Raw genomic sequence first — 19,424 nt, 5'->3', positions numbered from 1 at the left:
GGTATTGCGCGGGGGCCTGCTTAGGGTGCAGGTGTGACCCCCGTGCCGCTCCCGAGCCCTCCGCTGCGCAACCTCGCCCTGTCCCGCCAGCACCTCGACCGCAACGGGGTGGACCGCACGCCGGCCTCGCGGCTGGCCGAGCTGTGGGCCTCGCCGGACACCCGCGTCCTGCAGGTGCACGCGGGCCGGGCACCGGTCGTGGACACGCCGGAGGGGCCGCGGCTGGTGCTGCGCGCGCCGGGCGAGGTCGCCGCGCCGGGTCCGGAGGACCTGCAGCTGTACCTCGGCGTGGAGGACGGCGTGCACCACGTCGCGGTCGTCTCGACCGACGCCGAACCCGAGAGCACCGACGGCGCGGCGGGCGGGGAGGAGTGGCGCGGGCTCCGCGAGGTGGGCGAGCAGCTGCCGGCGCGCGACGCCGGACTGTTCACCGAGGCCCTGGCCATGGGCAACTGGCACGCCGTCACCCGGTTCTCCCCCCGCACGGGCCAGCCGCTGACGGCGACGTCGTCGGGCTGGGTCAAGGCCGAGCCGGACGGCAAGGAGCACTTCCCGCGCACCGACGCCGCCGTGATCATGGCGATCGTCTCGCCGGACGACCGGCTGCTGCTGGGGCACCAGCCGATCTGGCCGGCGAACCGCTACTCGGTGCTCGCGGGCTTCGTCGAACCCGGGGAGTGCTTCGAGGACACCGTGCGGCGGGAGGCGTTCGAGGAGGCCGGGATCGTCATCGGCACCGAGCTCGACGACGTCCGGTACCTGGGCAGCCAGCCGTGGCCGTTCCCGGCCAGCCTCATGGTGGGTTTCGCGGCGCGCGCCACGACGACGGACATCAGGGTCGACGGCGACGAGATCGCCCTGGCCCGCTGGTTCTCCCGCGAGGAGCTGGCCGAGGAGCTGCGGACCGGCGGCGTCCTGCCGCCGCCGGGCGTCTCGATCGCGCGCCGGCTCATCGAGGCCTGGTACGGCGGGCCGCTGCCCGTCGAGGACCGGCCCTGGGTCTGAGCGTCCCGCTCAGTCCGGCAGCAGCTCGGCGGGGTGGCGGGGGTCCTCGCACCGCAGGACCACCGTCGCCGCGTCGGCCGGGTCCTCGGTCGCCAGGTACCGCTGCCACCCGCCGACGACGCGGTCGGCGTCCTCCTCGGGGACGCGCCGGCGGATCGCCGCCTCGGACGTCGTGAGGTGCACGACGGCGTCGAACCCCCAGCGCAGGGTGTTCGTCAGCAGGAACGACCCCGCGAGCACGAGGACCGCGTCGTCGGGGACGTCCTCGCGCCGCGCGCGGGAGGCGCGGTCTGTCTCGGGGTCGTACAGCGAGGGCACCCACCGGCGCCCGGTCCCCGCGTCGAGCGGTTCCAGCACCTCCCGGTACAGGCCGGGGACGTCGAGCCAGCCGTCGAGGTAGGCGTCGGGGTCGTCCCGGCCGAACTCGTACCGCAGCGAGCGGGGCCGCCAGAACCCCCGCCACGTCGTCAGCAGGACGGGCCGCGCGGCGTCGCGCAGCGCCTGTGCCAGGTGCTCGGCGTACCAGAGGGTGTCGGCGTCGACGGCCCCGTCCACCCCGACACGGGCCGCCGCCGGCAACGACGCGGCCCACCGGTCGGCGAACTCGCGCGGACCGGTGGGCCGGAAGGTGCCCGTCGTGGACCCCGTCAGGAGAGCTTGGCCTTGACCTCGGCGAGCGAGGGGTTCGTGGCCGCCGAGCCGTCGGGGAAGAGCAGGGTCGGGACGGTCTGGTTGCCGCCGTTGACCTGCATGACGTACTCGGCCGCGTCCGGGACCTCCTCGATGTTGACCTCGGAGTAGCTGATGCCCTCGCGGTCCATCTGCGACTTCAGACGGCGGCAGTACCCGCACCACGTCGTGGTGAACATCGTCACGCTGCCGGCCGCCGGGGCCTCGATCGTGGACACGTCCGCTCCTTCGTTCGTCGTCACCACGGGGTGTGGATCCCTGACGCCGCCTTCAACCGCGGCGGCGGCCCCGATCTTCCCCGGTCCCGCGTCGCCCGACCCGCCTGCCCCGGCCCGGCCACCCGTGCGCCCACCCACCCCACGGGCCCCGTCGTCCACAACGCGCCGCCCCGGGTGCGGCGGAGCACCGCCGGCGTGGGGGAAGATGCCCGGGCGATGACGGACCTGATGGCGGACGTGATGACGGACCTGGCGACGAACCCGACGAGCGCGCGACCGGACGCCGACGGCGTGCTGGAGGGGCTCGATCCCGAGCAGCGCCAGGTGGCGACGACGCTCGACGGTCCGGTCTGCGTGCTGGCCGGCGCGGGCACGGGCAAGACGCGGGCCATCACCCACCGCATCGCCTACGGCGTGCACTCCGGCGCCTACGTCCCCAACCGCGTCCTGGCGGTGACGTTCACCGCGCGCGCGGCGGGGGAGATGCGCACCCGCCTGCGCGACCTGGGGGTCGGCGGCGTCCAGGCCCGCACCTTCCACGCCGCGGCGCTGCGGCAGCTGCAGTTCTTCTGGCCGCAGTCGATCGGCGGCACCCTGCCGAACCTCGTGGAGCACAAGGCCTCCCTCATCGCCGACGCGTGCCACCGCCTGCGGATCCAGGCCGACCGGACGCGGGTGCGCGACCTGTCCGCCGAGGTCGAGTGGACCAAGGTCATGCTCGTCGACCCCGACGACTACGTCCGCGTGGCCACCGCGGCCGGGCGCGGCGAGCCCGGCGGGCTCGACCTGGCGACGGTCGCCCGTCTCGTGCGCACCTACGAGGACGTCAAGACCGACCGCGCCGTCATCGACTTCGAGGACGTCCTGCTGCTGACCGCGGGCATCCTCGACGAGCGGCCCGACGTCGCGGCGACGGTCCGCGAGCAGTACCGGCACTTCGTCGTCGACGAGTACCAGGACGTCTCCCCGCTGCAGCAGCGCCTGCTCGACCTGTGGCTCGGCGGCCGTCAGGACCTGTGCGTCGTCGGCGACGCCAGCCAGACGATCTACTCCTTCGCGGGCGCCACCCCCGAGCACCTGCTGGACTTCCCGCGCCGGCACCCGGGCGCGACGGTCGTGCGCCTCGTGCGCGACTACCGCTCGACGCCGGAGGTCGTGCAGCTGGCGAACTCCGTGCTGTCGCAGGCGAGCGGCCTGCACGCCCGGGCCCGCCTGGAGCTCATCGCCCAGCGCCCCTCGGGGCCGCCGCCGTCGTTCACGGCCTACGACGACGACGTCGCCGAGGCGTCCGGGATCGCGGCCCGCATCGCCGCGGAGGTCCGCGCGGGCCGCTCGGCCAAGGACATCGCCGTGCTGTTCCGCACCAACGGCCAGTCGCAGGCGCTGGAGTCCGCCCTGTCCGACGCCGGGGTCGGCTACGTCGTCCGCGGTGGTGAGCGCTTCTTCTCCCGCAAGGAGGTGCGCGACGCGGTCGTGCTCCTGCGTGGCGCGGCCCGCGCGGCCCTGCCCGGGCACGACCTCGGCGAGGAGACCCGCGCCGTCCTGGGGTCCGTGGGCTGGGCGCCCACCGCCCCCACCGCCGCCGGCGCCACCCGCGAGAAGTGGGAGTCGCTGCAGGCCCTCGTCGTCCTGGCCGACGAGCTGGCGCAGAAGCGGCCCGGCTCGACCGTGGCCGACCTCGTCGACGAGCTCGTCGAGCGCAGCCAGGCCCAGCACGCCCCGACCGTCGACGGCGTGACGCTCGCCTCCTTCCACGCCGCCAAGGGCCTGGAGTGGGACGTGGTGTTCCTCGTGGGGGTGAGCGAGGGGCTGCTGCCGATCTCGTTCGCCGAGACCCCGGAGGACGTGGAGGAGGAGCGCCGGCTCCTGTACGTCGGGGTCACCCGCGCGCGGGAGGGGATCCACCTGTCCTGGGCGAACTCCCGGACCCCCGGCGGCCGGGCGACCCGCAAACCCTCCCGGTTCCTCGACGCCGTCCGCCCGCAGGCCACCCCGGCGGGTCGCCGACCGGCGGGCGGCGGGTCGGCTGCCAAGAAGAGCAGCTCCGGTCCCATGACGTGCCGCGTCTGCGGCGGCGCGCTGAGCGTCGCGGTGGACCGCAAGCTGCGCCGGCACGCCGACTGCCCCGCGAGCTACGACGAGGCGGTCTTCGAGAAGCTGCGCGAGTGGCGCAGCGCGACGGCCAAGGCCGCGGAGGTCCCGGCCTACGTCGTCTTCACCGACGCCACCCTCATGGCCATCGCCGAAGCCGTGCCCACCAGCACGTCCGACCTGTCCCGCATCGGGGGGGTCGGCCCGGCCAAGCTGGAGAAGTACGGCGACGAGGTCCTCGAGGTCCTCGCCGGTTGACGTGTGACCCGTTGCGCGGCAACGGGTCACGAGGTGGTTGAAGCCGGTCGGGAAACTCGTCCGGACGACGCGCGGAAAAAGACGTTGTCGTCCTCGCGCGGGTACCCCTAGAGTCAGGAACACCACAGCGCGGCCACCGGGCCTGCGCGGACGTGCACGAGAGGGGGGCGGACCGATGGACAGCAACACCACGATGCAGATCGCGATGACGCAGATCTCGCCGATCACCGTCCCCGTCGCCCTGCCCGTCCGCACCTCCGTCCCGGCGTCCGCCTGCGCTCCGTGGGAGCGCAGCCACGCCTCCACCCCGGTCGTCTCCACGGGTGGAGTGCGTCTGCTGCCGGTCACGGATGGCCGGCTGCGCAAGGACGCCATGGGCGTCACGGGTGCCTACGGCGCCTCCCTCTTCCCGTCTGCGGGACCCTCGACCTCGAGTCCACCGGTCTAGACCTCTCGACCGGCAGCCTCCAGGCCGCGGATCCCGACACCTCGGGTCCGCGGCCATTTTGCGTTCGTGGGCTCTTCGACGCCGAACCACCACCGCCGGAGAAACAGTTGAACACCCAGCCCACGATCCGCCGGACCCGACCGAGCACCCGCACCGACCGCACCACCGGAACCACCGGACGAGAGAGGGAGGTGAGCGGCGTGAGCCGCCGCCACACGCCGGACCCGCTGCCCTGCCGCCGCTTCGACTCCGAACTCTGGTTCGCCGAGAAGCCCGAGGACGTCGAACTCGCCAAGTCGCTGTGCCAGGAGTGCCCGCTCGCGAACGCCTGTCTCGCAGGCGCTCTCGAGCGCGCCGAACCCTGGGGCGTCTGGGGCGGGCAGCTCGTGCTCGCCGGGGTCGTCGTGCCCCGCAAGCGCCCGCGCGGCCGTCCCCGCAAGCACCCCGTCGCCGCCTGAGCGGACGGGGACCCCACGTGAGAACACCAGGAGTCGCCATGTCGTACGTCGAGGAACAACTGCTCAGGGAACGGCTGGCCGCCGCGCACCGCGACGCCGCCCGCATCCGGACCGCCCGCGCCCTGCGGGCCCGTCGGCGGGCCGAGGTCGCCGCCCGCCGGGCGCTCGTCCTCGCGGTCCGCGCCGACCGCGCGGCCGAGCTGGCGGAGAGCACCACCAGCGAGGACCGCGAACTGCTCGCGGTCTGACCCGACCGCGACCTGCCCGCCCCCGTCAGGGGACGGGCAGGTCGGTGCACCCGCACGCCGGGTGCGGCCGCCACCAGCGGTAGCGCACCCGGCCCTCGGGCAGCAGCACTTCGAGCGTCGCCCCGACGGTCGCGGCCCGGCCGCCGTCGAGGTGCGTCAGGGCCTGCAACCCGGCCAGGCCCGCGAGCACCTGCGCGGACGCCGTGTCGGCCGGACGCGCGGCCGCCGCCAGGAGCCCGGTCCGCACGGCCGGCCACAGCGGGTCGTCCTCGCTGCGCCACCGGTCCAGGCAGCGCAGGCACGCCGACCGCCCGGGCAGCACCAGCGGCCCGACGAGCGCGTCGGTGTCGCGCAGCACGACCGACAGGTGCGGCACCCCGTCGGCCTGCACCCCGTCGCAGGCCACCGGGTCGGCCGCGTGGTCGGCGACCAGGACCAGGAGGTCGGCCGGGCCCTGCGAGGGTGTCGTCCCGGTCAGCGGCCGGTCGCACAGGAGACGGCCCACCCCCGAGGCCGCCAGCAACGGCACGAGGGCGTCCACGACGGCGGGGGAGCCGGCGACCGCCACGGTCGCGCGCGCCCGGCCCCGCGCGCGCTGCGCGGGAGACGGGCCGGCCGGGTCGTAGGCGCTCCACGCCAGCAGTTCCTCCGGTGTCCCCGCCCGGCGCCCGGACCCCGGGGTCGTGCGGACGTCGGCGGACAGCAGTGCGGTCCGCGGGGAGGATCCGACCTGCAGCAGGCCGTCGGGCCGCCGCACGACGGGGACCCCCGCGGGGACGGGCGACGCCGGTGGTGCGGGAGTCGTCAGCGGGGGACGGAGCGGGGGACCGGGCACGCGGCCACTGTGCCGCAGCCGGTCCACCACACCCGCGCGTCGTCCACAGGCCCGCTTCGTCCACAGGCCCGCGTCGTCCACGGGCCGGCTCGACCCCGGACCCGCGGCCGGGCCCCGAGGGCTCGGCCGCGGGAGCCGGTCAGCTCGCCTTGCCGAGGATGCGGTTGAGGTTCGTCCCGCACACGGGGCACTTGCCCTTCGCCATGCGCCGGCCGTTGGTCTCGACGACCTGCCCCTCGGCCTCCCGCTTCTCCTTGCACTTCACGCAGTAGAACTCGCCGCTCCAGGTGTCGGCCATGTGCACTCCTCTGTGTCGGTCCCGGACCGGTGCGGTCCGGGGACGGCCGGTCCACGGTGGTGGGCCGTGCTGCTGTCGGCATGGTGCCGCGTGCCGGCCCGCGGGGCGCGTCGGCGCGCCCGGGCGGTGTGCGGACCGGGGTGCGGACCGGGGTGCCGCGGGGCGACCTTTGGCGGAAGGTCGCGAGACGGACACGGCGCGTCCCGGTGATCACTCCACGCCCGCCGCGCGGGGGCGCAGGGTAACCTGCCGGAGGTGAGGGCTCACCAAGAGGGTGCTGCGGTCCTCGGCACGGCGTCCCCGCACGTGGACGGTTCCGTCGCCGAGCGCCCCGTCGAGCCCCCATCCGGTGACCCCGCCGTGCAGCCCGTCATCGATCTCCGCGACGTCGACGTGCGCCGCAGTCGCCGCCGCACCCGCACCGTCTCGGCCTACCGCGACGGGGACCGCACGGTCGTCCTCATCCCGGCCCGGTTCAGCTCCGTCGAGGAGCGCGAGTGGGTCGAGCGGATGGTCACCCGGCTCGAGGCCGCGGACCGGCGCCGCAACCCGCTCGACGGCGACCTGCTCGACCGGGCGCGGGAGCTGTCCCGCCGCCACCTCGACGGCCTCGCCCGTCCGCAGTCGGTGACCTGGGTCGACAACCAGCACCACCGCTGGGGGTCGTGCACGCCCGCCGACGCGAGCATCCGGCTCTCCAGCCGGCTGCAGGGGATGCCGAGCTGGGTGCTCGACTACGTCCTGCTGCACGAGCTGGCGCACCTGCTCGTGCCCACCCACTCGCGGCAGTTCTGGGGGCTGCTGGAGTCCTACCCGCGCACCGAACGGGCCCGCGGCTTCCTCGCCGGCATCGACCACGCGACGGGACACGAGGGCCCGGGGCACCACGACCAGGACGACGAGGTCGACGGTGAGGTCGACGGAGGTGCCGTCGACGAGCTCGGCGGTCCCGGCGCGGGCTCCGCGCCCGACGTCCTGCCCACCACCGGCTGAGCCTCTCCTCCCACCTGCACCTCCCGACCGGACCGGCGCCACGCGGGTCCGGCCCCTGCGCGCGCCCCCGGTCGGCCGGACGGGTGCGCGCAGGTCACAACACGGTCACGGACCTGGTCAGCGCGGGCGCGCGAGCGTATGTTGCGGCGCACAACTTACTTCCGGCGACGACCGCCGGGAGAGGAAGATGCGAAGGGGCATCCATGCGCACTCGATCCTCCGTCCTGCTCGCGACCGCGGTCGCCGGCGTCCTCCTCGTGTCGGCCTGCGGCGGCAGCGACGCGGGTTCCTCGAGTTCCGCCTCGGGGGGCAGCGGGGGTTCCTCTGCCGCCGAGGTCGGCGTGATCCTGCCCGACACGAAGTCGTCGGCCCGCTGGGAGTCCTTCGACCGCCCGCTCCTGCAGAAGGCGTTCGAGGCGGCCGGGGTGAAGGCGGACATCCAGAACGCCCAGGGCGACGCCTCGAACATGCAGACCATCGCCGACCAGATGCTCACCGAGGGCGTGAAGGTCCTCGCCATCGTCAACCTCGACTCCGACTCCGGCGCCGCGATCGAGGCCAAGGCCAAGAAGCAGGGCGTCCAGACGATCGACTACGACCGCCTCACGCTCGGCGGTTCCGCCGACTACTACGTCTCCTTCGACAACACCAAGGTCGGCCAGGAGCAGGGGCAGGGCCTGGCCCAGTGCCTCGGCAGCGGGGACAAGAACATCGTCTACCTCAACGGTTCCCCGACCGACAACAACGCCACCCAGTTCTCCAAGGGCGCGCACAGCGTCCTGGACCCCATGACGAACTACAAGGTCGTCGCGGAGCAGGCCGTGCCCGACTGGGACAACCAGCAGGCCGCCACGATCTTCGAGCAGATGTTCACCCAGCAGGGCGGGAAGATCGACGGCGTCCTCGCCGCCAACGACGGCCTCGGCAACGCGGCGATCTCGATCCTGTCCAAGAACGGCCTCGCCGGGAAGGTGGCCGTCACCGGCCAGGACGCCACGACCCAGGGTCTGCAGAACATCCTCGCCAAGTCCCAGTGCATGACGGTCTACAAGCCCGTGGACCAGGAGGCGAAGGCGCTGTCCGACATCGCCATCGCCCTCATCAAGGGGGAGACCCCGAAGACCACCGGGACCGTCCAGGACACCACCGGCAAGCGCGACGTGAAGTCCATCCTGCTCGACCCGCAGCTCATCACCCGCGACAAGGTGAAGTCCGTCGTCGACGCCGGCTTCGTCAAGGCGTCCGACCTGTGCACCGGTGACTTCGCCGCCGACTGCACCGAACTCGGCATCTCCTGACCGGACCGTCCGACCGTCCACCCACCGGGCCCCCGCGGCCCGGTGGGTGGGCCGTGCTCCCGAAGGAGGGGCCATGAGTTCCACCACCGAGAACTCGCCGCTGCTGTCGTTGCGCGGCATCGACAAGAGCTTCGGTGCCGTCCAGGTCCTGCACGGCGTCGACCTCGACGTCCGGGCCGGCGAGGTCACTGCCCTCGTCGGCGACAACGGCGCGGGCAAGTCGACGCTCGTGAAGTGCATCGCCGGGATCCACCCGACGGACGCGGGGGAGTACCTGTTCGAGGGCCGCCCCGTCACCGTCACCAGCCCGCGCGACACCGCCGCGCTCGGCATCGAGGTCGTCTACCAGGACCTCGCGCTGTGCGACAACCTCGACATCGTCCAGAACATGTTCCTCGGCCGGGAGAAGCTGCGCGGCCCGCTGCTCGACGAACCGGCCATGGAGGAACTCGCCCGCCAGACCCTGGCGAGCCTGTCCGTCCGCACCGTCCGTTCGGTGCGGCAACTGGTCTCCAGCCTCTCCGGCGGGCAGCGGCAGACCGTCGCGATCGCCAAGGCCGTGCTGTGGAACTCCCGGGTCGTGCTCCTCGACGAACCCACGGCCGCCCTCGGCGTGGCCCAGACCCGGCAGGTCCTCGACCTCGTCCGCCGTCTCGCCGACAACGGCCTCGGCGTCGTCCTCATCTCGCACAACCTCAGCGACGTCTTCGAGGTGGCCGACCAGATCACCGCGCTCTACCTCGGGCGGTCCGCCGCGACCGTCCGGACCCGCGACGTGACGAGCAGCCAGGTCGTCGAACTCATCACCACGGGCCGTTCCGGGGACCTCGGTCTCGCGCCCGCCACCGCTTCCGCCCCGGTCTGAGGAGACCCATGTCGACCACCGGACACCTCCCGCCCCAGGGGCCGGAGGGAACCGCCCAGCCGAGCACCGCGGGGGACCCCGACGGGGTTCCGCTCACCGAGCAGGAGCGCATCGTCCAGCTCGCCCGCGCCACGGGCAGCGGCGGGAGCACCCTGGCCCAGCCCGCCGCCGAACCCACCTTCCGCGAGGGGATCGCGGCCTGGGTGGCCCGGCTGCGCGGCGGGGACATCGGCTCCCTGCCCGCCGTCGCGGGCCTCGTCGTGCTGTTCGTGCTGTTCTCCGCCCTGCGCCCGGACACGTTCCCGACGCCGGGGAACATCGCGAACCTGCTCGTGCAGGCGTCCTCGATCATCGTCCTGGCCATGGGCCTGACGTTCGTCCTGCTGCTCGGCGACATCGACCTGTCCGCCGGCGTCGCGGGTGGTGCGTCGGCCGCCGTCATGGCGCTCGTCCTGCGCTCGGGCGGGGTGAACTGGGTGATCGGCCTGCTGGCCGCGCTGGCCACCGGCCTCGTGCTCGGCACGCTCATCGGTCTGCTCGTCTCCCGGGTCGGGATCCCCAGCTTCGTCGTGACCCTCGCGTTCTTCCTCGGGGTGCAGGGCATCACGCTGCGCCTCATCGGCGAGGGCGGCACCATCGCCGTGCGCGACGACGTCATCGTCGCCATCGCGAACTCCAACGTCCCCGTCGGCCTGGGCTGGGTCCTGACCGCCGTCGCCGGCCTGGGCTACGCCGTCGTCAGCCTCGGCCGGTGGGCCGGGCAGCGCCGCCGCGGGCTGTCCCGGGACAACCTCGGCGTCGTCGTGGCCCGGCTCGTCGCCGTGCTGGTGGTCCTCGTCGTCGTGACGGCGGTGCTCAGCCGGAACCGGGCGCGGGTCGCCAGCATCCAGCTGGCGGGCATCCCGTGGTCCGTGCCCGTCATCGCGGTGCTCCTCGTCCTGCTGACCCTCGTCCTGGGCCGCACCCGCTACGGTCGGCACGTGTACGCGGTCGGCGGGAACCCGGAGGCGGCCCGCCGGGCCGGCATCTCCGTGCGCGGCATCCGCATGTCGGTCTTCATGATCGGGTCCTCGCTCGCTGCCCTGTCCGGCGTCATCGACGCCTCGCGGCTGAACTCCGTCGCCCCCGGCTCCGGCGGGGCGAACACGCTGCTGCTCGGCGTGGGCGCGGCCGTCATCGGCGGCACCAGCCTGTTCGGCGGCAAGGGCCGCGTGTCCAACGCGGTCATCGGCGGTCTGGTCATCGCGGCGATCGCCAACGGCCTCGGCCTGCTGGGCCAGGCCCAGTACGTGAACTACCTCGTGACCGGTGCCGTCCTGCTGCTCGCCGCGACGGTCGACGCCGTCTCGCGGCGCCGTCGCGCGTCCTCGGCCGTCTGAGCCCGTCCGTGGACGGGCCGGCGGGTGGGGGTGTGCGCGGTCGGGGCACCGAGGACGTCCGGCGGCACAACCTCTCGACGCTCCTGGGCCTCGTCCACGCCCGCGGCGGCGTGACCCGCGCCGAGGTGACCCGTGAGCTCGGCCTCAACCGGTCGACCATCGGGGCCCTCGTGGGCGCTCTCGTCGAGGCCGGCCTGGTGGTCGAGCAGGCCCCCGCGGACGGCGCGCCGGGACGGGTGGGCCGCCCCTCGCTGGAGGTCCGCCCGCGTGCCGACGGTGTCGAGGTCCTCGCCGGCTACGTGGACGTGCACGCCGTCCAGGTCGTCCGCGTGGGCCTCGGCGGCACGGTGCGCGGGCGGCGCACGGTCGCCACCTCCGCCCCGCCGAGCCCCGCCCGCGCCGCGGAACTGCTGGCCGCCGCGGCCCGCGACCTCCTCGCGGACTCGCCGCCCGGGCTGCTCGCCGGCGTCGGCGTGGCGGTGCCAGGCCTCGTGCGCACGGGCGACGGCGTCATCGCCCACGCCCCCAACCTGGAGTGGCGCGACGCCCCCTTCGCGGACGAGGTCGCGGCCGGTCTGGTGGCCGCGACCGGACACCGCCTGCGGGTGGACGTCGCCAACGACGCCGACCTCGGCCTCATCGCCGAGCACCGCCGCGGGGCGGCCGTGGGGCTGAGCGACGTCGTCTACCTCTGCGGCACCTACGGTCTGGGCGGTGGCGTGCTCACCGGTGGGCACCCGCTGACGGGCCACCGCGGGTACGCCGGGGAGGTCGGGCACGTCAGCGTCGACCCCGACGGACGGGCCTGCCGCTGCGGGAGCCGGGGCTGCTGGGAGAGCGAGACGCTGGCCGCGGCCTGGGCCGAACCCTTCGACCTCGACCCGGACGCCCCCGACGTCGCCGACCTCGTCCTCGCCCGGCTGGCCGCCGGCGGCGTCGTCTCGCGCCGCACCCGCGACAAGCTCTCGCGGGCCTTCGCCCGGGGGCTGGCGAACATCGTCCACCTCTTCGACCCGCAGGCCGTCGTCCTCGGCGAGGGGCTGTGGCACCGGCTGTGGCCCGAGGTCCGCGACGACGTCATGCCGTGGGTCGACCGGCTCGTCATGCCCGCCATGCGCGCCGGGGTCACGGTGCGGACGTCCGCACTGGGGGAGGGGTCGACCGTCCTGGGCGCGGCCGAGCTCGCGTTCACCCCGTTGCTGCAGGACCCGCTGGCCCTGACGCAGACGAGCCCGGACCCGGACCCCGTCCTGCAGGGGTGACCGGGCCCGGGCTCGTGAGGCCGGGGGAGGGTCAGGCCTTCGGGTCCTCGCCGGACCCCTCGGAACCACCCGCACCGCCCGACCTGCCGTCGAGCAGCTCGCGCAGCGCCGCGTCCATGTCGTCCTCGACCGGCTCCCCGCCACGGGGGCCGGACCCGTCGAGCCGGCGGTCCACGAACCGCGTCGCGGCGTCGGCGTCGTCGAGGTCGCCCGCCACGGGCAGCAGGTCGGGGTGGTCCCAGACCGCGTCCCGCGCGCTGCGGCCCCCGCGCGTGAGCAGCTGCTCCCACAGGGCGCTCGCCTCGCGCGCCCGACGCGGACGCAGCTCCAGCCCCACGAGGACGGCGAACGCGTGCTCGGCCGGCCCACCCGTCGCGCGCCGGCGGCGCATCGTCTCGCGCAGCGCGTTCGCGTGCGGGAGGACGTTCCCCGCCGCCTCGTGGGTGACGTGGTCGACCCAGCCCTCGACGAGGGCGAGCGCCGTCTCGAGGCGGGCGAGGGCGGCCTTCTGCTCCGGGCTGCTCTCCGGCTCGAAGATGCCGGACTGCATGGCCTCCTGCAGCGACTCCGGGTTCGAGGGGTCCACCTGGCGCGCGGCCTCGGCGATCCGGTCGGTGTCCACGGAGATGCCGCGGGCGAACGACTCCACCGAACCCAGCAGGTGCGAGCGCAGCCACGGCACGTGGGCGAACAGGCGCTGGTGGGCGGCCTCGCGCAGCGCGAGGTAGCGGCGGACCTCGTCGATCGGCACCTCGAGCCCGTCGGCGAAGGCGCGCACGTTCTCGGGCAGCAGCGCGGCGCGACCGGTGGGGGACAGGGGGAGCCCGACGTCGGTCGTCGACAGCACCTCGCCGGCGAGCTGGCCGACGGCCTGCCCGACCTGCATCCCGAACACGCCGCCGCCGACCTGGCGCAGCATGGCGCCCGCCGACCCGAGCATCGCCGCCATCTCCGGCGGGGCCTGCGAGGCCATCGCGTCCCCCATGGCCGAGGCGACGTTGGCGGCGATGGGCTCCACGAGCTGGCGCCACACCGGCATCGTCTTCTCGACCCACTCCGCCCGGCTCCACGCCTCCAGCGACGTCGCGGCCTGCGCGAGGTCGGTGACCCCGTCGAGCCACAGGTCCGCCACGCGCAGCGCGTCGTCGACCTCGCGGCGGTCGACCGCGTGCGGGGTCGGGTCGCCCTTGGCGGCCGCGGCCTGCCGGGCGAGGTCGTGGGCGACCTCCCAGTTCACGGGCTCGTCGGAGGGGTTGGACAGGAACTTCTGCAGCTGCGCCAGGATCTGGCCCATCATCGCCGGGTCGAAACCCGCGTCGCCGAAGCCCGGGATGCCCTGGGGCAGAGCACCACCGGGGAACCCGCCCGGGAAACCTCCCGGGAACTGCCCGCCGAAGAGGGGGCCGAGGAGCTCCTCGAGGGGGTTGGCCGGACCGCCGGAGTCCCCGCTGCGCGGTTCCGGCTTCTTCCCGGGCGTCCCGGACGGTCGGAAGCCCGGCTGCCCGCCACGCTCCTCGCGCCCGCCCTGGCCCTCCTGGCCGTCCTCGGGGCGGTCGCGCCCCTCCTCCGGCTCTTCGCCCGGCGTCACGTCGTCTCGCTGGCCCACCGTGTCCTCCGCTCGTCGACCTGCGGGTCCATCATGGCCTCCCGCCCCTGGCCCGACGAGCGGCGGGTGGCGCCCGTTCCGCCGTCGGCGCCGGTTGCGCCGTGGGCGAACGGCCCGGACGGGGGCGCGGCGGACGTCCGGCGCCCTCCCAGCCGGCGACCGTAGGGTGACCGTGTGTCGAGCGACCCCGCACCGGACCCGGCCACGGACCCCGCGGGGACGCCCCCCGGAGGACCGTCCGCGCAGGACCCGTCGTCGCCGGACCCGACCGGAGCGGCCGTGCGCAGCAGCACGATGGGGGCGAGCAGCACCCTGCTGTCGCTGTCGGCCTTCGTGGCCATCGCGCTCGCCGCGGTCTTCGGGATCGTCCACGTGCCGTACGTCGCCCTCAGCCCCGGCCCGGTGACGGACGTCCTGGGCGGCCCGTCGGACGGCAAGGGGCTCGTCGAGATCTCCGGACGGCAGACCTACCCGACCGACGGTCAGCTCGACCTGACGACCGTCTCCCTGCGCGGTGGTCCCGGTCTGGAGATGGGTCTGGGGGAGACCCTGCTGGACTGGATCGACCCCGACGTCAACGTCGTGCCGCGAGAGCTGTACTTCCCGCCGCAGCAGTCCCAGAAGGAGGCTGACGCGCAGTCGGCCGCCGAGATGACGGGCTCGCAGACCAACGCGAAGGTCGCCGCCCTGACCGAGCTCGGGATCGACGTGCCGAGCACGACGACGACCCAGGTCGAGGAGGTCGACGCGCAGGTCCCCGCCGCCGAGGTGCTGCGCCCCGGGGACGTCGTCAGGAGCGTCGACGGCCGCGACGTCGCGGACTTCCCCGCACTGCAGGCCGCGGTCCGGGCGCTGCCCGGCGACGCCGAGGTGCGCCTCGGCATCACCCGCGGCGGGCAGGCGCGGACGGTGACGACGCGCACGGTGGTGGCCAACGGGACGACGCTGCTGGGGCTCACCCCGCACGTCGACTACCGCTTCCCCTTCACCATCGACATCGCCATCGACGACGTCGGCGGCCCGAGCGCGGGGACGATGTTCGCGCTCGCGATCGTCGACGAGCTGACCCCGGGAGCCATGACGGGCGGTCAGCACATCGCCGGGACGGGCGCGATCGCCGCCGACGGCACCGTGCAGCAGATCGGTGGCCTGCGGCAGAAGGTGATCGGCGCCCAGCAGGACGGGGCCCGCTGGTTCCTCGCCCCCCGCGCGGAGTGCTCGCAGGTGCGCGGGGCCACGCCGTCGGGCATCACGGTCGTGCCGATCTCGACGTTGCACGAGGCGCGGGTGGCCGTCGAGGCGATCGGGAAGGGCCAGGGGTCCACGCTCACGACGTGCGAGCAGTCCTGACCCGCGTGCCGCTGGTCCGGCCCTGATCCTGGTCCCACGGCCGGTCCGACCTCGGACCGGGTCTGGGAACGCCGTCGACGTCGCCCCCACGACGTCCGCGCCGGTCCGACGGCTGCACCCACGCGGGACCGGGCGTGGGACCGGGCGGGGGACGGGCGTGGGCACAGCCGTGGGTGTCTGCTCGACGTCGTGGGGGTGACGCGCTGGGGACACCCACAGCTCACTCCACGTGGGTGTCCCGACGGGTGTCCCCCCAGGTGCGCGGGCGCGCCGGACCGGGCGGGACCGGCGGGCCGGCAGCCCGGCGACCTCAGTCCTGGAGCGTGGCCGCGAGCGCCCCGACCAGACCCGGCACGAGGTCGGCGCCCGTGGCGACCTCCCCGTCGGAGTCCTTCGAGCGGGAGCGGACAGCGCACTCGTGCCGCCCGTCGCGCAGCACGCCCACGGCGATGCGGACGTCCTCGGCGAGGGGGTGGGCGGCCAGCGCGCGGGCCCGGCCCTCCTCGTCGTCGCCGGCCGTCGCGGCGCGCACCTCGGCCTCCGCGTCCGGCGGCACGAGGATCTTCTCCACCACCAGGGCGGCGCCGTCGACCCCGGCGGGCCAGGCGAGCTGACCGAGCAGCTCGTCGAGGTCCTCGACGGCCGGCACCCCCTCCTGCTCGACGGAGGTCAGGTGGTCGGGGTCGGCGCGGGCCTCGTCGAGGACGTTCGGCGGCAGCCGGCGCGCGAGGCTCGGATCGCGGTCCAGAGCGTCGGCCGTGCGCACGAGGGCGAAGAGGCGCAGAGGTGCGCCCCAGCCGTCGGAGGCCACGTAGCGCTCGATCTCGGCGACCGTCCGCCACAGGCCGGAGGGGCCGGGGGATACGGGGGCGGACCGGGTGCTGGCGTCGGAACTCACGGCCCCGATGGTCCCACGGCCCGTCGGGTGGACGCCGACGTCGCTGCTGCAGTGGCCCGAGGTGACGATCCGGTCACGATCGCGCCGCAACGCTCGACGGGGGGCACCCGGACGGGGGCTTGTAAGTTGCCTGGCTGTGAGCTTTCCCCCACGCCGTCCATCGCGGCCGGTGCTCCGGCGTCGTCGCCGGGGCGCAGCCCTGCCCACCGTCCTCATCCTCGTGGCGCTGCTGGTCGCGGTGGTGGTGGGCACCCGCATCACGGCCGACGTGTGGTGGTTCGGCGAACTCGGGTTCCTCTCCACCTTCACCACCAAGCTCTGGCTGCAGCTGGGGCTCTTCGTCGTCGGGGGGCTCCTGCTGGCCGCGGCCGTCGGGGTCTCGCTGACCATCGGCTACCGCAGCCGCCCCGTCTACGCCCCCATGTCGACGGAGCAGGCGGGCCTGGACCGGTACCGGGAGTCCCTCGAACCGCTGCGCCGCGTCGTCGTCATCACGTTGTCGGTGGCGGCGGGCCTGTTCGGCGGGTCGGTGGCGATGAGCCGCTGGGAGACGGTGCTGCTCTGGCTCAACCGCACCGACTTCGGCACGAAGGACCAGCAGTTCGGCATCGACCAGGGGTTCTACGTCTTCACCCTGCCGTGGCTGACCTTCGTCGTGAGCTTCCTCACCGCGGCCGTCGTGCTCGGCGGCATCGCCGGTCTCGCGGCGCACTACCTCTACGGCGGGCTGCGGTTGTCCGGTGGGGGCCAGCGCACGACGCGCGCCGCGCGCATCCACCTCGCCTCCCTGGCCGCCGCGTTCCTGCTGCTGCGGGCCGTGGGGTACTGGCTGGACCGCTACGAGACGCTCGTGAGCCCGGCGGGTCACGTCAACGGCGTCGTCGGCCCGACGTACGTCGTCGACCACGCGGTGCTGCCGTCGAAGGCGATCCTCGCGATCATCGCCGTCGTCGTGGCGCTGCTGTTCATCGCGGCGGCCGCCGGGCTCTCGTGGCGGCTGCCGGCCATCGGCACCGGCCTGCTCGTCGTCAGCGCGATCGCCATCGGTGGCATCTACCCGTGGGCCGTGCAGCGGTTCCAGGTCACGCCGAACCGGCAGGCGCTCGAGGCCGAGTACGTCGGGAAGAACATCGAGGCGACGCGGACGGCGTACGACCTCGCCGACGTCGACGTGCAGTCCTACCAGGCCGACACCACGGCCGAGTCCGGCCAGCTCAGCCAGGACGCGCAGACCATCCCCAGCGTCCGGCTGCTCGACCCCTCGGTCGTCGGTGCGGCGTTCCAGCAGACGCAGGGCCAGCGCGGGTACTACAAGTTCCCCGACATCCTCGACGTCGACCGGTACCCGACGGGGGAGGGCGGGGCGTCGCAGGACGCCGTCGTCGCGGCCCGCGAGCTGAACCTCGCCGGGCTGGCGCCGAACCAGCGGACCTGGGTCAACGAGCACACCATCTACACCCACGGCTACGGCGTCGTCGTCGCGCGCGGCAACGACCGCGCGCCCGACGGCAGCCCCAGCTACCTCGAGTCGAACGTCCCCACCACGGGCGAGATCGAGGTCGACGAGCCGCGCATCTACTTCGGCGAGGGGACGACCGACTACTCCATCGTCGGCGGCCGGGACAACGAGATCGACTACCCGGACGGCTCGGCCGGCGGGTTCGCGACCACCCAGTACGACGGCAGCGGTGGCGTGGACGTCGGCAACCTGTTCGAGAAGCTCGTGTACGCGCTGAAGTTCGGCGACCAGAACATCCTGCTGTCCAGCTCGGTGAACCCGGACTCCAAGATCCTCTACGACCGCACCCCGCGCGAGCGCGTCGAGAAGGTCGCGCCGTGGCTGACCATGGACGGCGACGCCTACCCCTCGGTGGTCGACGGCCGCGTCGTCTGGATCCTCGACGGCTACACGACCTCGTCGTCCTACCCGTACGCCGCGCAGACCGAACTCGGCGAGGCCACCGCGGACCGGCTGACGCAGACGCAGGGCAGCAGCGTGCAGGCCCTGCAGGACCGGACCGTGAACTACGTCCGGAACTCGGTGAAGGCCACGGTCGACGCCTACACCGGCAAGGTGACGCTCTACGAGTGGGACGAGTCCGACCCCGTCCTCAAGGCGTGGATGAAGGCGTTCCCCGGGGCCGTGAAACCGCTCTCGGGCATCAACGCCTCGCTCATGGCGCACCTGCGGTACCCGCAGGACATGTTCAAGGTGCAGCGCGAGGTGCTCTCCAGCTACCACGTGACCGACCCGGCGTCGTTCCTCACCGGTCAGGACTTCTGGAACGTCCCGGCGGACCCGACCGCTCCCGAGGGCCCGAACGACGCCCGCGCCGCGCAGCCGCCGTACTACCTGACGCTGCGGATGCCGGACCAGAGCGCCGCCCGGTTCAGCCTGACGACGACCTACGTGCCGGCGTCCACGCAGAACAACTCCGGCACCCAGGTTCTGCGCGGGTTCGCGGCCGTCGACTCGGACGCGGGGACCTCGGACGGCCGGAAGAGCGAGGACTACGGCAAGATCCGGCTCCTGGAACTGCCGCAGTCCACGACCGTCAACGGTCCGGTGCAGATCCAGAACAACATCCGCTCCGACACGGCCGTCGCCGACCAGGTCCGGCTGCTGAGCGTCGGCGGTGGGTCCGAGGTCATCTACGGGAACCTGCTGTCGCTGCCCGTCGGCGGCGGGATGCTGTACGTCGAACCCATCTACGCGCGCAGCACGGGGGACAACTCCTTCCCGCGCCTGAGCCGGGTGGTCGCGGTGTTCGGCGACAACATCGCCATCGCCAACACCCTGGACGAGGCCCTCAAGGAGGTCTTCGGCGGGGACTCCGGCGCGACGGCCGGGGACGCGGGCAGCGGGTCCACCGACGGCGCCACGGGTACGCCGACGCAGACCCCGACCGGGTCGCCCTCGGCCACCCCGACCGACGGGTCGACGGCAGCGCCGTCGGGGTCGCCGCAGCAGCAGCTGCAGTCCGCGCTCGCCGACGCCAAGCAGGCGATCACGGACTCCTCCGAGGCGCTGTCCCGCGGCGACTTCACCGCCTACGGCCAGGCCCAGGAGCGGCTCCGCACGGCGGTCGACGCGGCCACCAGCGCCGAGGCCCGGCTCGAGGAGGGCCAGGCGCCGGAGTCCACGTCCACCCCGTCCGCGAGCAGCGCCCCGCCCACCGGTGGGGACACCCCCTCGGGGACGCCGACGCCCTGACGGTGAGGAC

18 protein-coding genes are annotated in these 19,424 nt (G+C 74.2%); 12 read left to right on the top strand and 6 right to left on the bottom strand.

What is annotated here, in order from left to right; translation table 11 throughout:
* The first annotated feature begins 33 nt into the window (after positions 1 to 33).
* Positions 34 to 1,005 (top strand): NAD(+) diphosphatase, encoded by a 972-nt coding sequence (nudC, locus tag ACFEMC_RS13865; RefSeq protein ID WP_380170173.1) that lies wholly within the window; start codon positions 34 to 36, stop codon positions 1,003 to 1,005.
* 9 nt (positions 1,006 to 1,014) lie between these two features.
* Here the strand turns inward: nudC and ACFEMC_RS13860 are convergent, their stop codons facing one another.
* A complete protein-coding gene (locus tag ACFEMC_RS13860; RefSeq protein ID WP_380170172.1) occupies positions 1,015 to 1,560 on the bottom strand; it encodes a uridine kinase in 546 nt (181 codons plus the stop codon).
* 92 nt (positions 1,561 to 1,652) lie between these two features.
* Entirely contained in the window at positions 1,653 to 1,874 is a 222-nt protein-coding gene (locus ACFEMC_RS13855; RefSeq protein ID WP_380176782.1) for a mycoredoxin, read from the bottom strand.
* Positions 1,875 to 2,153: 279 nt separating this feature from the next.
* On the opposite strand from ACFEMC_RS13855, the gene ACFEMC_RS13850 reads away from it, so the two are divergent.
* The 4 genes from ACFEMC_RS13850 to ACFEMC_RS13835 all read left to right on the top strand — a co-directional run bounded on the left by ACFEMC_RS13850 (position 2,154) and on the right by ACFEMC_RS13835 (position 5,416).
* On the top strand, positions 2,154 to 4,262 hold the full coding sequence (locus ACFEMC_RS13850; RefSeq protein ID WP_380176780.1) for an ATP-dependent DNA helicase UvrD2: 2,109 nt from the start codon (positions 2,154 to 2,156) through the stop codon (positions 4,260 to 4,262).
* A 175-nt stretch (positions 4,263 to 4,437) separates the two neighbouring features.
* Entirely contained in the window at positions 4,438 to 4,710 is a 273-nt protein-coding gene (locus ACFEMC_RS13845; RefSeq protein ID WP_380170171.1) for a hypothetical protein, read from the top strand.
* Between the two features lie 191 nt (positions 4,711 to 4,901).
* Entirely contained in the window at positions 4,902 to 5,168 is a 267-nt protein-coding gene (locus ACFEMC_RS13840; protein ID WP_367639431.1) for a WhiB family transcriptional regulator, read from the top strand.
* Positions 5,169 to 5,206: 38 nt separating this feature from the next.
* Positions 5,207 to 5,416, top strand: coding sequence for a hypothetical protein (locus tag ACFEMC_RS13835; RefSeq protein ID WP_380170170.1), 210 nt, complete (start codon positions 5,207 to 5,209; stop codon positions 5,414 to 5,416).
* 25 nt (positions 5,417 to 5,441) lie between these two features.
* Here the strand turns inward: ACFEMC_RS13835 and ACFEMC_RS13830 are convergent, their stop codons facing one another.
* Together ACFEMC_RS13830 and ACFEMC_RS13825 are read right to left on the bottom strand one after the other, a co-directional pair.
* Positions 5,442 to 6,251, bottom strand: a complete 810-nt coding sequence (locus ACFEMC_RS13830) for a hypothetical protein (RefSeq protein WP_380170169.1) — start codon at positions 6,249 to 6,251, stop codon at positions 5,442 to 5,444.
* A 139-nt stretch (positions 6,252 to 6,390) separates the two neighbouring features.
* Positions 6,391 to 6,549 (bottom strand): DUF5679 domain-containing protein, encoded by a 159-nt coding sequence (locus tag ACFEMC_RS13825; RefSeq protein WP_366169429.1) that lies wholly within the window; start codon positions 6,547 to 6,549, stop codon positions 6,391 to 6,393.
* A 360-nt stretch (positions 6,550 to 6,909) separates the two neighbouring features.
* On the opposite strand from ACFEMC_RS13825, the gene ACFEMC_RS13820 reads away from it, so the two are divergent.
* The 5 genes from ACFEMC_RS13820 (at position 6,910) to ACFEMC_RS13800 (ending at position 12,346) form a co-directional block, all read left to right on the top strand.
* Entirely contained in the window at positions 6,910 to 7,542 is a 633-nt protein-coding gene (locus tag ACFEMC_RS13820; protein ID WP_380176778.1) for a M48 family metallopeptidase, read from the top strand.
* A 203-nt stretch (positions 7,543 to 7,745) separates the two neighbouring features.
* On the top strand, positions 7,746 to 8,840 hold the full coding sequence (locus ACFEMC_RS13815) for a sugar ABC transporter substrate-binding protein (protein ID WP_380170168.1): 1,095 nt from the start codon (positions 7,746 to 7,748) through the stop codon (positions 8,838 to 8,840).
* Positions 8,841 to 8,913: 73 nt separating this feature from the next.
* The gene (locus tag ACFEMC_RS13810) at positions 8,914 to 9,705 is read left to right on the top strand and encodes an ATP-binding cassette domain-containing protein (protein ID WP_380170167.1); all 792 of its coding nucleotides are present in this window, start codon (positions 8,914 to 8,916) and stop codon (positions 9,703 to 9,705) included.
* Positions 9,706 to 9,713: 8 nt separating this feature from the next.
* Positions 9,714 to 11,084, top strand: a complete 1,371-nt coding sequence (locus ACFEMC_RS13805; protein ID WP_380170166.1) for a sugar ABC transporter permease — start codon at positions 9,714 to 9,716, stop codon at positions 11,082 to 11,084.
* A gap of 32 nt (positions 11,085 to 11,116) precedes the next feature.
* A complete protein-coding gene (locus ACFEMC_RS13800) occupies positions 11,117 to 12,346 on the top strand; it encodes an ROK family protein (protein ID WP_380170165.1) in 1,230 nt (409 codons plus the stop codon).
* Between the two features lie 31 nt (positions 12,347 to 12,377).
* Here the strand turns inward: ACFEMC_RS13800 and ACFEMC_RS13795 are convergent, their stop codons facing one another.
* Positions 12,378 to 13,934, bottom strand: coding sequence for a zinc-dependent metalloprotease (locus tag ACFEMC_RS13795; RefSeq protein ID WP_380170164.1), 1,557 nt, complete (start codon positions 13,932 to 13,934; stop codon positions 12,378 to 12,380).
* A 297-nt stretch (positions 13,935 to 14,231) separates the two neighbouring features.
* On the opposite strand from ACFEMC_RS13795, the gene ACFEMC_RS13790 reads away from it, so the two are divergent.
* Entirely contained in the window at positions 14,232 to 15,302 is a 1,071-nt protein-coding gene (locus ACFEMC_RS13790; protein WP_380170163.1) for a PDZ domain-containing protein, read from the top strand.
* Positions 15,303 to 15,612: 310 nt separating this feature from the next.
* Here ACFEMC_RS13790 and ACFEMC_RS13785 read toward each other — a convergent pair whose 3' ends face one another.
* Entirely contained in the window at positions 15,613 to 16,200 is a 588-nt protein-coding gene (locus ACFEMC_RS13785; RefSeq protein ID WP_380170162.1) for a PPA1309 family protein, read from the bottom strand.
* Between the two features lie 136 nt (positions 16,201 to 16,336).
* Between ACFEMC_RS13785 and ACFEMC_RS13780 the strand changes: the two genes are divergently transcribed.
* Positions 16,337 to 19,414, top strand: a complete 3,078-nt coding sequence (locus ACFEMC_RS13780; protein WP_380170161.1) for a UPF0182 family protein — start codon at positions 16,337 to 16,339, stop codon at positions 19,412 to 19,414.
* Positions 19,415 to 19,424: the final 10 nt, after the last annotated feature.

This window comes from Kineococcus sp. DHX-1, assembly GCF_042473625.1.
In the GTDB taxonomy this organism is placed as follows: domain Bacteria; phylum Actinomycetota; class Actinomycetes; order Actinomycetales; family Kineococcaceae; genus Kineococcus.
The sequence above is the reverse complement of the archived record's forward strand: the minus strand, read 5'-3'. Positions and strand labels throughout refer to the sequence as shown.